12 protein-coding genes are annotated in these 12,838 nt (G+C 41.8%); 2 read left to right on the top strand and 10 right to left on the bottom strand.

Annotated elements, in window-relative coordinates; genetic code table 11:
* Window positions 1-41 precede the first annotated feature (41 nt).
* The 6 genes from MKX52_RS05235 to MKX52_RS05210 are packed head-to-tail and all read right to left on the bottom strand — an operon-like array spanning window position 42 to window position 8,352.
* A complete protein-coding gene (locus tag MKX52_RS05235) occupies window positions 42-1,856 on the bottom strand; it encodes an IucA/IucC family siderophore biosynthesis protein (protein WP_217014630.1) in 1,815 nt (604 codons plus the stop codon).
* 13 nt (window positions 1,857-1,869) lie between these two features.
* Window positions 1,870-3,219, bottom strand: coding sequence for a lysine N(6)-hydroxylase/L-ornithine N(5)-oxygenase family protein (locus MKX52_RS05230; RefSeq protein WP_342491611.1), 1,350 nt, complete (start codon window positions 3,217-3,219; stop codon window positions 1,870-1,872).
* Complete coding sequence (locus MKX52_RS05225; protein WP_088002104.1) at window positions 3,194-3,748, bottom strand: GNAT family N-acetyltransferase; 555 nt, start codon at window positions 3,746-3,748, stop codon at window positions 3,194-3,196. The genes MKX52_RS05230 and MKX52_RS05225 overlap by 26 nt, the downstream gene beginning before the upstream one ends.
* Window positions 3,745-5,526 (bottom strand): IucA/IucC family protein, encoded by a 1,782-nt coding sequence (locus MKX52_RS05220; RefSeq protein ID WP_342491610.1) that lies wholly within the window; start codon window positions 5,524-5,526, stop codon window positions 3,745-3,747. Before MKX52_RS05220 ends, MKX52_RS05225 begins: the two co-directional genes overlap by 4 nt.
* Entirely contained in the window at window positions 5,523-7,019 is a 1,497-nt protein-coding gene (locus MKX52_RS05215) for an aspartate aminotransferase family protein (RefSeq protein WP_342491609.1), read from the bottom strand. Before MKX52_RS05215 ends, MKX52_RS05220 begins: the two co-directional genes overlap by 4 nt.
* The gene (locus tag MKX52_RS05210; protein WP_144456085.1) at window positions 7,006-8,352 is read right to left on the bottom strand and encodes an aspartate aminotransferase family protein; all 1,347 of its coding nucleotides are present in this window, start codon (window positions 8,350-8,352) and stop codon (window positions 7,006-7,008) included. The genes MKX52_RS05215 and MKX52_RS05210 overlap by 14 nt, the downstream gene beginning before the upstream one ends.
* A 386-nt stretch (window positions 8,353-8,738) precedes the next feature.
* Between MKX52_RS05210 and MKX52_RS05205 the strand changes: the two genes are divergently transcribed.
* Window positions 8,739-9,287: a serine O-acetyltransferase gene (locus MKX52_RS05205; RefSeq protein ID WP_012009517.1), complete on the top strand. Its 549-nt coding sequence runs from the start codon at window positions 8,739-8,741 to the stop codon at window positions 9,285-9,287.
* Here the strand turns inward: MKX52_RS05205 and MKX52_RS05200 are convergent.
* From MKX52_RS05200 to MKX52_RS05185, 4 genes are all read right to left on the bottom strand, one after another.
* Window positions 9,269-9,523, bottom strand: coding sequence for a hypothetical protein (locus MKX52_RS05200; RefSeq protein WP_217016535.1), 255 nt, complete (start codon window positions 9,521-9,523; stop codon window positions 9,269-9,271). The two genes, MKX52_RS05205 and MKX52_RS05200, sit on opposite strands and share 19 nt — an antisense overlap.
* A 37-nt stretch (window positions 9,524-9,560) precedes the next feature.
* Window positions 9,561-9,830: a hypothetical protein gene (locus MKX52_RS05195; protein WP_144470850.1), complete on the bottom strand. Its 270-nt coding sequence runs from the start codon at window positions 9,828-9,830 to the stop codon at window positions 9,561-9,563.
* A 68-nt stretch (window positions 9,831-9,898) separates the two neighbouring features.
* Window positions 9,899-10,456: a GNAT family protein gene (locus tag MKX52_RS05190; RefSeq protein ID WP_251184130.1), complete on the bottom strand. Its 558-nt coding sequence runs from the start codon at window positions 10,454-10,456 to the stop codon at window positions 9,899-9,901.
* Window positions 10,457-10,470: 14 nt separating this feature from the next.
* Window positions 10,471-11,337 carry an AraC family transcriptional regulator gene (locus tag MKX52_RS05185; RefSeq protein WP_144470848.1) on the bottom strand — a complete coding sequence of 289 codons (867 nt, stop codon included), beginning with the start codon at window positions 11,335-11,337 and terminating at the stop codon, window positions 10,471-10,473.
* A gap of 113 nt (window positions 11,338-11,450) precedes the next feature.
* Between MKX52_RS05185 and MKX52_RS05180 the strand changes: the two genes are divergently transcribed.
* Window positions 11,451-12,827 (top strand): MATE family efflux transporter, encoded by a 1,377-nt coding sequence (locus MKX52_RS05180; protein ID WP_342491608.1) that lies wholly within the window; start codon window positions 11,451-11,453, stop codon window positions 12,825-12,827.
* Window positions 12,828-12,838: the final 11 nt, after the last annotated feature.

Below are 12,838 nucleotides of genomic sequence, written 5' to 3'. Positions count from 1 at the left end.
ATATAAAAAGCTGTAGACACTTGATGTCTACAGCTTTTCTATTACTTCTCCCAGGCGGGTGATAGAACATGCGCGAGTGCATTTGTAACCTTTCCATGCTCTGATGCATGCGGGCGGTCATCTCCATCTCCATACCCATAATCAATCATTCGATTACGATTTAAGCACAGCTTTGTCAGCTTCGGCTGGAAGAGATCAAATAGTTCAAAACGGTCTTTCAGCTGCGGGAATTGCTTTTGATACTGCTGTATTTCTTCGGCAAGCAAGCGCCAAAGTGTTGCTTCATCTAACAGCTGATGATTGTCTAGCACATTTGATACGTAACGCAGGTTACAAATAAACAAACCTGTAAAGATAAACTGCACTAAACCTTCTGGCGGTTCACTCCGCAGCACTTCTTTTAAATCGTCTCCTAGAGAAGCCAATTCAGGTAGCGGCTGATCGCTAATGTTTACATCGTCAACGAAATCTTTGATCGCTAAACGATGAGGCTGATGATCTTTTAACACAAGAATCGTATTTTGTCCGTGCGGTGAAAAGACGGTGCCGTATTGATACATAAAGTGGAGTAGCGGCGGCATGACCACATGGAAAAATTTCGCCATCCACTCTTTTGCTGAGAGACCTGATTTTTCAATCAGCTGTTTCACATAGGGCTCACCTTCATGATCCTCATAAGTGAGTGCCGCAAGTGTAACAGGGTTCTCTCCTTCATCTAAGTACGAGTAAATACTCTCTCTAAAAATCACACCGAGCATCTCAAGATATTGATACGGCGCACCAGACAGCTTGCTATAGTAAGGATGATCAACATTGATACTTGCATTCTCACCAGGTAATATCACGCGGCAGACATCAGATAAAAATGAATCTTGATCTGCAATCCCTTTAATATGCGTTGTAATGCGAGGGGCAATGACTGTCCGTTCTGATGGAAGTCCGCGATACACAAGCGTATTTAAAATACTCATTGGCAGTTTAATATGATGCTTGCCTTTATTTGAGATGTTCGTAAAGGTTCTGATCGACTGCTGCGGGATATATTGATCCAGTCCCTCCCCTACATATACAATCCGGCGCAATGCCAAATCTTCCGGGAAATGCTGAATAATCATATGTGTCCACTGCCATTTATGAACAGGCATCAAATAATATTCCGCTTCATTCAATCCTTCATCCTTTAGCACACGGTGAAATTGACGGATCGTGACTTCATCTAACTCTTTGGTGATTATCTGCTCATAGTTTTCATGATCGACAGCATGGAATGTGGCAAGATCTCGGTGAACAGCAATCCAAGACAGCTGCACACTTTCTTGCCTTTCAGGTGCATAGGCTAGGTAGTCATCATAACTGAACCCAATACGTCCTTTGTTATACACAATCCAAGGATGCCCTGTCATTTCTCCTTCAATCCATGCATAATCAGTATCTGTCAGTTCGTCCGCACGAAGGGCTTTTTTCGACAGCAAATGGACATCTGCTAACAGGGTGTGATGAAGCTCTTTTATTAGATGTCCTGTTGTCTCAGAAGCCATTGGAATGAGCGGCTGAATATCTAGTAAAAACACGATTGCACTGACATCCTTTGACCATTTTCCATCTTGACAGCACTCGATTGATTCAGCGATCGTATCAAAACTATCAAACAAACGAGGTTTTGCAAGATAACGATATTTCTTTTGTTCGTGAATGATTAATTCATACTGAGCAATGCCATCCTTATGATCTAGCTGCACGGGATGAAGCATATCCTCATACATGTATTCAGACAGCATTTTTGCCACCATTCGCTGATTTGCCTTTTTCCAAGCAGCAGGATTCACCGCTTTTTTCAATTCATCTTGTACACTCATCACTGCATCCTCCTTAACCTTTGATTTCTTCGAAAGTGTTGACGTTCTTGTGTGTACCAAATGTCTGGAAGACGTGCTTTTGATAAAGTGGATACACAGTTTGATGAGCAAGTTCATTGATAATCACACTATTTCGGTAAGCACCAAGTCCTAAATCTGGAGCGCCAACACCATGTGTATGAAGCTCTGCATTTTGAACAAAAATATCATTTTCGCCCATTGTATTTGTTTTCAAGCGGTACTCACGTTCAACTTGGAACCGCCCTTGATCGTCCCATTGAATAAGATGAGAAATTGGGTTGATAAACGGCGGCAGTACGGATTGATAGCCCGTCGCCAGTACGACAATATCTGTCTCGTGAGTAAAGGAGTCCTCTTTGACCCATTGCGTGCATGAAAGGGACAAACCACCCGCTGTTTCCTCAATCAAGTTGACCTCCGTCATCGCTTGGAGCACTGTGTTCAACTGCTCTCCGCAAGCAGAACGTTCATATAGCAAATGATAAATATCACGAATCATTGCAGAGCTGATACCCTTATAAAGCAAGTCCTGCTGCTTTAACAACGCATCCTTTTTTGTTTGCGGGAGCTCATAAAAGAAATCAATATAATCTGGAGAGAAATATTCAAGACCGAGGTTTGAATATTCCATCGGGAAAAATCCTTTAGAGCGTGTGAACCAGTGAATATCCTTCGCCTCATCATCTGCTAAAATATCATAGAACACTTCTGCCGCACTTTGACCAGAGCCGATGACGGTCACAGATTTCCCTTTGAAACAGCCTTCTTTCTTTCGTTTTAAATAGTCGGCAGAATGAAAAACTTTCTCTCCTAAAGCTGGTTGGAGAGATGCTGGTATCGCCGGCTGTGTACCAATTCCTAAGACGAGATGCTTACTTTCAAACACCTCTACCGTTTGTTCTTTCACATGGCGAACATGCACTTCATATCGCTTTTCTCCTGCTTTTTCGATCAATGAGACAGATTCGACGTTCATGCCAAATCGGCAAGAGTCTAACTGGTCTGCGACCCAGCGGCAATAATGACTATATTCCTTGCGCGGGATATGAAAATCTTCTAGAAAGTAAAATGAATACAAACGGTTTTGTTCCTGTAAATAGTTAAGGAAGCTATATTTACTTTTCACATCTGCCATGCTGACAAGGTCCGCTAAAAAAGGAACTTGTAGTGTCGTTCCCTCAATGAGCATCCCTGGGTGCCAATGAAAGGATTCACTTCTTTCAAAAAACAAAGCGTCAATTTCCTTTACTTCTTCAGATAATGCGGCAAGTCCTAAGTTAAATGGGCCAATGCCGATTCCGATTACATCCACTACATTATTTTGCTTGTTGAACCGCGTCATGGTTATACTTCCTTTCGAATCGTTCTCGATCACAAAACATCAAAAGACCTGTTTTATCGGGTAAATTGACTGGTTTTACACGTTCAAATCCACATTTTTCAAATACATGGATCATTTTTTCATTGCGAATATCCGGCTCAGCAACGATTTTTTCTGTTCGTTTGTTTTGCTCAAACTGAAATGCTGTCATGGCCTGAAGCAGCGGAGTCGCAAAACCTTTTCCCACATAATCCGGCTCCCCTATTAATAGATGGATTCCTTGATCATGCGGAGATGGCTGATAGTAAGATTCAATGATGTCACCTTTGACGTTGTATGCCTCAAAATAACTCATGGGCGTCCCATCAATTGTGCCTAAATACAGGGTTTGATGCGGATCATGTATCGCCTGATAAAAATGCTTTTCAAAAGAAGGAAACGGAATATTCAAATGCCAAAATGGGTGAACATACTCCTCTTGCATCCACTTGTGGACAAGCCGTACATCTCTTTCATATTCAGCTCGAATAAAATGAATACGATGCCTCATCCAATCAGCGCCTCCTTATGTAAAAACAGCGGATTCAAGACAGCTGTGTAACGAGACTGTGTTTCCAATGACCCTGTCAATTCATCCATGTCTTCAAATCGTGTCAGCAAGTTCGCTTTCGAAGGCAGTTCCTTTGAGCGAAGTAGGCTGTTTGTTAGTTCAGATGCACCGTAAGTCTCCTCATGAACGAGTAATGTATCTCTCACAAGTGCGAGCAAGTCTTCTTCTTTCGCCAGACCTTCTGTACCAAAGCCGTTAATGAGACCAAATAAATGATTAAAGAAGAAATAATAGCGCAGCCTCTCAACGGCTACATCATCTGCACAAATGGTTTCACTTCTCACGCTCAGGTTTTGGACAAGATTTGCGAGTTTATCCTTTTTCGATTCACTATAATAGTAGCCTTGGTTGTCACGATAATAGAAGGTGTGCGGGTAACCATCCTTCATTTGCACAACAGCATTTTGCTGATGGGCTTCAAGGGCAAGACCGTACGTTTCAAACAGCCAAAGCATCGGTTCTAACGAAATGGTTAAATATTGCTTAAACCAATCCTCGCTCACAGCCTCCGTTGATCGGCCTTCTGCGCCTGCAAGATCATGAATGATCCCTGCTAACCGCGATTTTCCACCATACGCATGATCCTGACATAATCCAGCAATTAAGCTTGCCCCTTTTTCTTGATGTAAAAATGGATTTTGACGAATGACTACTTCAAAGCCAGATTCCGCTTCTTCTCCTTGAATGGATAAATAGGCTGGATCTTCAATAACCCGGAACCCAGAGAATTTGTCGTATAAAGAAATGCCCAGTTCAGTTTTTAGAATGCGTGACATCTCTACTCCGCGATCCAGTTCCTTTTGTTTATTGACACGTAAGGAGTTTGTAATTTTCACAGGAACAGAGAATTTGAGCATATAAGCAGAATCCTTTTGATAGACGGTTCTGAAAGAAGAGGTCGCTGTGTATTCAGAACCCATCGGTCCTAAATAAGTCAGTTTTCCTTCCTCTATATAACGGTTGACGAATGCTTTCTCCATAACCACCTTCACTTGAAGCGGGTGAATCGGAATGAGCACATATTCTCCGTTTTCTACTAACGTATTCAGTCTCTCTTTTTCTTCTGGTACTTGGCGCAAGAGCTCTTCTAGCATAAGGCTTGCCGCAGACTGTGTAATTGACGAATCCTGTAGCACAATCGAATGATGCGCTTTAAAGTAATGAAGCTGGAAAGTCCCTTTCAGCTCAGGAGAATAGATCGCTTCCTCCTCTTCTGTCATTCCTTGTCTGCTTTTTGGGGTAGGATGCGTTAAATGACCAAGGAGAAGTGACTGCTCTGCCTCGATATACTCAAAATCGGCTGCAGAAAGAGCGGCTCGATCAGTTTCTCGCTCCTTTAAGAATCGTTCAATATTTCGGCAGCTTAAAATGATGCGAAGCATGAATTCATCCTCTGCATCTGTACGGCCATATTCAATGAGAAGCTCCTTTGAACATAAAGCAACAAGTGTCGTGTAATCGACAATTGTGCCCTCTTGCTCACTGCCTTGCGGACGAAAGCGAATCGGAAAATCAAAGAGGTGGCGGCCAACAGGTGAAACATATCGCATCGGAATCACAAGCTCAAGATCTTGCTTTACTAGTTTTGCGATGAAGACAAGCGAGCCATCTGCTCTCGTCTCTTTTTTGGCAGATCGATCGATTCCTGTTTCGCGTAAAAAACAGTTTAAAAAGCTTTGCATGGTTGCATTTTCAGCCATTTGTTTATATTGACTCAACGTAGTACCCTCCCGGATTGAATATGAGCGATCCCGATATCAACGATGTCAGAAAGGATTTCCTCAATATGTGTGATTGTCGTTCTCGGATTTAACAAAGTGAATTTTAAGCATGTTTGACCATGAACCACTGTTTTCGCAATGACAGCAGTTCCTGTTTTGAATAGTGTCCGGTGAATGATTTTATTGACATCATCTGTTTGGTGGTGATCCTTAAATCGGAACACAACTGCATTGATTTCTGGCTCAGGATTGATCACTTCAAGGTCATCATTTCTCTCAATAAGCGCGGCCACATCCTTTGCAAAATGAATGGTATAGTCAATGATCTCTCCAAATCCTTCTTCTCCAATTAGACGAAGAGAGAGAAGTAATTTGAGAGCATCAAACCGGCGCGTCGTTTGAACAGATTTATTGACGAGATGTAGAATACCATCGAGTTCGTCTTCCTTTGGATTAAGATAATCCGCATGATAATTGATCAAACCAAAATGGCTTTTATCCTTTAGCAAAAATGCTCCGCAGGATATCGGCTGATAAAATTGTTTATGAAAGTCAATCGTGATTGAATCAGCAAGCTCAATACCGTCTAATTTCTTACGGTAGGTTTCGCTTAATACAAGTGCTCCGCCGTAGGCAGCATCTGCGTGAATCCACAGACCGTATGGCTTGACGATGTCATATACCTCTCGAACTGGGTCAATACTGCCAAAATCCGTTGTTCCGCAAGTGGCTACTACCGCAAAAGGCAGCAAGTTCTGCTCCTTCAACTCAACCAGCTTCTTTTTCAAATCATTGACGTCCATTCGGTGATGTTCATCTGTCTCGACTAGTACAACTGCCTGCTCTCCTAAACCTAACTGGGAAGCAGATTTTTTCACAGTGAAGTGAGCATTCTTCGAGCAAAGAATTCTCATGCGGTGAGATTCACTTGGTAAGCCTTTCTGCTGAACATTCCAATGCCATGTGTTTTCACAAAAGGCATCTCTCGCCAGAAGCAGCCCCATGTAGTTAGATTGGGTTCCACCGCTTGTAAATGTCCCATCTGCTTGGTCGCCATAAGAAAACTTTGCACATAGCCACTTGAGGATTTCTTCCTCAACCAAAGAAGCAATACCACTTTGATCAAAGGAGTCCATTGATTGGTTAAAGGAACTCACCATCACCTCTGCGGCAAGTGCAGGAATGAGCGGTGGACAATGCAGATGTGCCAAGCATTTAGGATGCGATACATCAATCAAATGCGGTAAAAGATGCTCTTTTATATCTTGAAAGACAGATTTGATAGATTCTCCAGACGGTTGAAATCGGAATAGCGATTCGACACTTGCCGCTAATTTCCCAGGCAATATTCCACTGTAAGGTCCTGTGTCTTTTTGCCATTGATCCAGTAAGCTGTCGATAGATGTATGAAGAGCCGCTTGGAAGGACTCTCTTCCAAGCTGGCTTTGATTTATAAATAATGAATCTACTGGAGCCTTAGTTGATTGCATCGTACACGGCCTCTTTAAAAATAACGATGACTTTTTCAAGCTGTTCTTCTGTCATAATGAGTGGTGGCAAGAATCGAATGACACTTCCAAAACGGCCCCCTGTCTCCACAATTAAGCCTTTGTCGAAGCAGTTCTTTTGAATAAGACTGGCCAGCTCTGGATTCGCTGGATAGCTTCCGTCCACATCCTGTTTCTCATTTGGATCGACTACTTCAACGCCAATCATTAAACCTCTTCCTCGAACATCACCTAGAGCAGGGACTTGTTTTTGGATGTCTTTTAGATGCGCCTGCATACGATCTCCTAACCGTTCTACATGATCAAGCAGGTTGGTTTCTTTGATAAATTTAAGCGTAGCGGTTCCAGCAGCCATCGCCATTTGATTTCCTCTAAAGGTCCCAATATGTGCACCTGGATTCCATTGATCTAAATCTTGATCATAAATCACAACTGAAAGCGGCAAGCTTCCACCAATGGCTTTTGACAGCACAATAACGTCAGGTATAATTCCTGCATGTTCAAAGGCAAACATCTTACCTGTTCGGCCAATGCCTGATTGAACCTCATCAATAATGAGCGGAATCCCTTTTTCTTTTGTGATTCTTCTCATTTCCTTCATCCATTCAATCGATGCTGGAATGGAGCCTCCCTCGCCCTGCACTGCTTCAAAGATCATACCTGCTGGCGGAAGAATACCACTTTCAGGATCATTTAATACGCGCTCAATATACGAACTTGAAATGCGGTGCGAATCCTTCCCACCAATTCCAAATGGACAGCGATATTCATATGGGTAAGGCATAAAATGAACATCAGGTATTAACCCTTGCACTCTTTCTTTTGGAGATAAATTTCCGCTTAATGACATCGTGGCATGTGTCGCACCGTGATACGCACCATGGAATGATAGAATGCTTCGATTCCCTGTCGCTGTTTTGACTAATTTAATTGCTGCTTCTATGGCATCACCACCAGTTGGTCCACAAAATTGAATTTTGGCTCTCTTTGCAAACTCTTCTGGCAAGTGAGAAAAAATTTCATTCACAAACTCTTCTTTAATTTCTGAGGTTATGTCCAACGTATGCAACGGTCTTTTTTCATGAAGCATACGTTCAATAGCTTCTATCACAACTGGATGATTGTGACCAAGTGCAAGTGTTCCTGCTCCTGCCAGGCAGTCATAAAACTCTCTGCCATCCGCATCTGTCACGATCATACCTTCGGCTTTTTGCATGGCTAATGGGAACCGTCTCGGGTAAGACCTTGCATTCGATTCTCTTTGACTTTGCTGCTCTAAAAATTGCTGATTTTTAGAAACGGTTTTGATGGACATAATAAAACACTCCTCCAATTGATAAAGATTATCATTTTCATTTACTAGCCTAGAGGATGTGAGATATGAAAGTCAATTGTATTCAAAAAGATGATTCTAAAAGCATATGAATGCTATATTCTCTATTTAATGAGTAATTTCGTGTCATTTTGACAAACCTCTACTGCTATAAGGAGAATAAACGCGTGAGACGGAATAATGTAGAAAAAAATTACAAATCATTCTTCCTGGTTCTTTTGTTCTATTCATGAAAAAGCAATTATTTTATACAGGAAAGTGGATAAAAGTGATGTAGAAAAAGAAAGAAACAAACGTCATTCCACATTGATATAAATGGTTATAATGGTATAATTTCTCTGAAACAAAAGGGATTGGAGAGGAATCTGATGATTGTAACGAAGCATGATCTTCACTACTACTTAGCTCAGGACAAGAAAGCATTAGCCATTAAGCGCAAACGGCCTAAGTGGTTTGGGGATGATATATGGAAATACCAAAGGATTTTACGAAAATATGAATACTATTCTAATAGCGGTGCTACAATTCGCAAATGGCTTTATCGCTATTTACATAAAAAGAAAGGCATGCAACTTGGCTTTGATATCCCAATTGGTGTTTTCGGGCCCGGCCTTAGAATCAATCATACGGGGCTCTTAATTGTGAACAAACATGCAAAAATTGGAGCATATTGTGATATTCATCAAGGGGTGAATATTGGTCAAAATCATCATGAAAAAGATGTGCCAACCATTGGGGATCATGTATGGATTGGCCCAGGCGCAAAGCTGTTTGGGGATATCTATATTGCAGATCATATTTCAATTGGAGCAAATGCTGTGGTAAATCGTTCCTTTCATGAGGAGAAAATTGTAATTGCGGGTGTGCCGGCGCAAAAGGTAAAAGAAAAAGCCCTTCATCATGAAGGACCCACTTGATAAAAAAGAATGACGCCGATTAAAATAGAGATGAGCAGCATGAGGTAAAACAAAATCGTTAAAATAAGAATGGTCCAGCCAAGCCCCTTCCTCTCTGTCTTGATCAAATAAATACCGAGAACAATCGTACTAAATAGGACACCTAAAATGGCCCACAACCATTTGTCTTTATCATGCTTTGGCGCATCAAACCATAAATAAATGGCAACAGCCAGCGAAACGAATAGACCCGTCATTCTCAAGATTAAACTCCCCCTTATGTATACGCGTTCTCTATGATGCGTTTGAGTATCCGAAGATCAGAAGCAGGAAATAAAAGACATAGACTATGATCACAATAGAATAGATGATGATAGACACGATCAGAACTGGCCAGCCCAATCCTTTTCTTCCTGTTTTGATGAGGTATATCCCAAATGCAAAGAGCCCAAATAAAAGACCTAAAATAGACCATAACCATTTATTTTTCCCATGTTTTGGTGCATCTATAAATAGATAGATGGCGACTAAAATAGAAACAAACCATCCAGTTATCCAGCCCACATTATCTGCCACCCTTCTTCTTCAGTTTATTCCATTATATGGTATTTTTATCCTGATAAAATAATAATTCAAAGGATATTGCGCGGGAGGCTTTTCCATTCCTCCCGCAGCATCCCATAGCGCATCGAATCATAATATTCTCCTTGATAGTAACGGACCTTTCGCAGTCTTCCTTCAAGGACAAATCCGCATTTCTCTGCGCATCGCATCATCCGTTCATTTCCCGACCATGTAGTAAGACCAATTCGAGGAATATCAATGTGTGTAAATAACTCATCAGCCCATAGACTTAACGCCTTTGTCCCAACGCCACCGCTCCAAAAGCGCGAATCATAAATGAGAATGCCGCATTCAAGCCACCGTGTACGTTCATTCTCCCAATAATATGACACGGTACCTTTGATCTCGCCGTCTATTACAATACCATATAACTTTGACGGAATGGATGTATCCTGTAAATATCGTTTTTTAAATGCAGCAAGCGGGATTTCGTGTTCATGAAAATAAGGGGCGTTCCACTCTCGGTAGGACTGGTCTGGTGCTTTGAATTTCAAATGCCATACCAACTCTAAATCAGCTTCGTTTAATGGTCGAATGCTCACAAGCTTTTCCTTTTCTCTTTTCATCTGTTCACGTTCCTTTACTTGGTCGTTCTTTTTGCGAGATGACGGTACTCGATAGGTGTCATGCCTTCGTTTTGCCGAAACAGCTTAGAAAAATACGTAGGGTCGTCAATGCCTACCTGTTCAGCGATCGCTGCGATTTGATCATTCGTTGAGGCAAGCATGCTTTTGGCTTTTTCAACCTTGAGACGATTGATGTATTGGTTTGGCGTGAGTCCATACACCGTCTGCATGCACCTTGTTATGTAATCAGGATGATAGTGCAATTTCTCTGCAAGCTCCTCCATTTGCAGTTTCTTCATAAAGTGACGCTCAAGGTAATGAACCACTTCTGAAGCGACATTCTCCTTTGCACTTGGAATATGAAAGGCTTCTTTTTGTAAATGAATGAGCAGTTCCTCAAACTGAAGCTGTTTTTTCAGCGGCAGTTCAGATGCGTCATCATTTAGGGCCCGCATCTGTGCAAGGTGCTTTTCTAATACATTTCTCCCTTTCACTTTTCCTTTACGGGGCAAGCTAAATTCATAGGTCGCCGGCTTTTCAAAGGTGGCTTGATTTTGTTTCATATCAAACCAGTGTTCTCTCGGCCGATTCGTCAACTCAAAAGGATCAATCGAAAAATGGAGCCACTCATAGTGTGTTTCTTCTTCGCATGGCAAGTGTCCGCCATGCGACAAGCCAGGTGAGAGAATGATATATTCTCCTTCTTTTACGTGATGAGCCTCCCTGTCTTCTGTGATCCATAGCTGCCCTCTTGTGACATAAAGAAGATCAAACACGGTGAAGGTTCTAGAGATATGTCTTTCTCCTTGATCAAATACGCCTTTGCCAGAAGCGATATAAACTGGGAACGGCGGTACAGTAAATGTAATAAATCGATTCATATGCATCCCCTTATGAAGTCGGATTTCTCCAATAAGTTTCGGTTTCATCTCTTCTTATTATAGTCGATGCAGGGTACACTATAAATCGGATTTATACGAAAGGAGGTTGATTGATGAAACCTCAATCACTACCAATTCAACAGACTCAAGCTAAAGGGAAGAAAAACCACCCTTCATTATTTGCATTAACTTGGCCTATTTTTATTGAAATCTCTTTATATATGCTGATGGGAAGCGCTGATACCCTCATGCTCAGCCAATATTCCGATAATAGTGTTGCCGCAGTTGGTGTAAGCAACCAGCTGCTGAATTTATTGATTGTCATGTTCAGTTTCATTACAACTGGAACAACAATTGTGATTGCACAGCTTTTAGGAGCAAGCCGCAGGCAGGAAGCGGCTCAAGTCGCCTATGTCTCACTAGGAACCAATTTCTTGATTAGCTTTGTTATTAGTCTTCTCATGTTTGTATTAGCTGTTCCCATTTTACACCTCATGGGCTTATCAAGTGAGCTCATGCCGGATGCGACTGTATTTTTACAAATTGTCGGGCTGCTTTCTTTTATTCAAGCGCTCATTATGACGTATAGTGCTATTTTAAAAAGCTATGGATATACAAGAGATACGATGTATGTCACTATCGGAATGAACTTGCTAAATGTCGCTGGTAACTATTTGGTGATTTTCGGTCCGTTTGGCTTCCCTATATTAGGTGTCATGGGGGTCGCTTTTTCAACCTCACTCGCTCGATTGATCGGATTAATGGCCATGATCCTCATTGTACGCCGCCGAATTGGCTTACGCTTTTCCCTGAAGAAGATGTTTAATATCCAGCGGACATATTTAAAAAAGCTGCTGAAAATTGGCATTCCTTCTGCTGGAGAACAGCTTTCTTATAATGGCTCTCAAATGATCATTACACTGTTTATTACATTTATGGGGACGCAGGCATTAGCTGCAAAGGTTTATACTCAAAATATTATGATGTTCATCATGCTATTTGGTGCAGCCATTAGCCAAGGGACACAAATTTTAATCGGACGCCATATTGGGGCGAAGGAATTCGATGCTGCCTATCACAGATGCATGAAAAGTTTATACTGGGCCATTGGCATCTCCCTTCTTTCTTCTACTGCCTTATCTTTATCATCGACGCATTTGCTTGCTTTCTTTACTAGCAACAGCGAGATCATTCAAACCGCCGCCACACTCCTCCTTTTGACCATTATTTTGGAACCAGGCCGTTCGTTTAATATGGTCATTATCAATTCCTTGCGGGCTGCTGGCGATGCGAAGTTTCCAGTGTATATGGCAATGATTTCAATGTGGGGCATCGGGCTTCCGATCGCCTACTTATTGGGTATTCAGTTTGAGATGGGTCTCATTGGGATTTGGATTTCTTTTATCGTAGATGAATGGGTAAGAGGCATCTTTATGTATAAGCGGTGGCGTTCAAGGGTTTGGACGGAATATCGGTTTTCTTCCACATAAAAAGGACTGCG

This window comes from Bacillus sp. FSL R5-0422 (genome assembly GCF_038610765.1).
Classification (GTDB): Bacteria; Bacillota; Bacilli; order Bacillales; family Bacillaceae; genus Bacillus; species Bacillus pumilus_O.
The sequence above is the reverse complement of the archived record's forward strand: the minus strand, read 5'-3'. Positions and strand labels throughout refer to the sequence as shown.

What these genes read in the sequence shown, in the direction of transcription:
- MKX52_RS05235 (WP_217014630.1), bottom strand. Translation starts at nt 1,856, where the DNA reads ATGAGTGTACAAGATGAATTGAAAAAAGCGGTGAATCCTGCTGCTTGG.
- MKX52_RS05230 (WP_342491611.1), bottom strand. Translation starts at nt 3,219, where the DNA reads ATGACGCGGTTCAACAAGCAAAATAATGTAGTGGATGTAATCGGAATC.
- MKX52_RS05225 (WP_088002104.1), bottom strand. Translation starts at nt 3,748, where the DNA reads ATGAGGCATCGTATTCATTTTATTCGAGCTGAATATGAAAGAGATGTA.
- MKX52_RS05215 (WP_342491609.1), bottom strand. Translation starts at nt 7,019, where the DNA reads ATGCAATCAACTAAGGCTCCAGTAGATTCATTATTTATAAATCAAAGC.
- MKX52_RS05210 (WP_144456085.1), bottom strand. Translation starts at nt 8,352, where the DNA reads ATGTCCATCAAAACCGTTTCTAAAAATCAGCAATTTTTAGAGCAGCAA.
- MKX52_RS05205 (WP_012009517.1), top strand. Translation starts at nt 8,739, where the DNA reads ATGATTGTAACGAAGCATGATCTTCACTACTACTTAGCTCAGGACAAG.
- MKX52_RS05200 (WP_217016535.1), bottom strand. Translation starts at nt 9,523, where the DNA reads ATGACGGGTCTATTCGTTTCGCTGGCTGTTGCCATTTATTTATGGTTT.
- MKX52_RS05190 (WP_251184130.1), bottom strand. Translation starts at nt 10,456, where the DNA reads ATGAAAAGAGAAAAGGAAAAGCTTGTGAGCATTCGACCATTAAACGAA.
- MKX52_RS05185 (WP_144470848.1), bottom strand. Translation starts at nt 11,337, where the DNA reads ATGAATCGATTTATTACATTTACTGTACCGCCGTTCCCAGTTTATATC.
- MKX52_RS05180 (WP_342491608.1), top strand. Translation starts at nt 11,451, where the DNA reads ATGAAACCTCAATCACTACCAATTCAACAGACTCAAGCTAAAGGGAAG.